The following is a 352-nucleotide window of genomic DNA, read 5'->3' as shown; positions in this document are numbered from 1 at the left end:
ATACTATACAAAAAAACTCCACGCAACCTACGCTGCGTGGAGTTAGTGCTTTCTGGAATTATTCGGATTCGGTCTCGTCTTCCTCGTCCGGGTCCAGCTCCATGGTGAACACGGCCTTTTTCAGCTTGCCGCAGCCCTGGGCCTTCAAGCCGGATTTGTACGGTACCCCGGCCAGATAGAGGGCAAAGCGGCCCTCGCAGAGCATTCCGGCAATGCTGGTGCCGGCGGTGCCCACGGTGGTATCAGCGGCTTCGTCAGCGGGCCGGGTGGGGCTGAACACGCCCAGGGACACTTCAAACAGCTCGCTGCCTTCGAGGTCGGTCTCAAGGGTCAGGTGGTTGTCGTGCCGGAC

Annotated in this window: 1 pseudogene; it reads right to left on the bottom strand. The window is 59.9% G+C overall.

The features are described 5' to 3' along the window. Window positions 1-58: 58 nt before the first annotated feature. Window positions 59-352: pseudogene (locus tag P0G09_RS16110) on the bottom strand (DUF386 domain-containing protein); the annotation flags it as partial.

It is taken from the genome of Faecalibacterium sp. DFI.5.82 (assembly GCF_029076575.1).
Lineage (GTDB): Bacteria > Bacillota > Clostridia > Oscillospirales > Ruminococcaceae > Faecalibacterium > Faecalibacterium duncaniae.
This window is presented reverse-complemented; position numbering and strand designations above follow the sequence as displayed.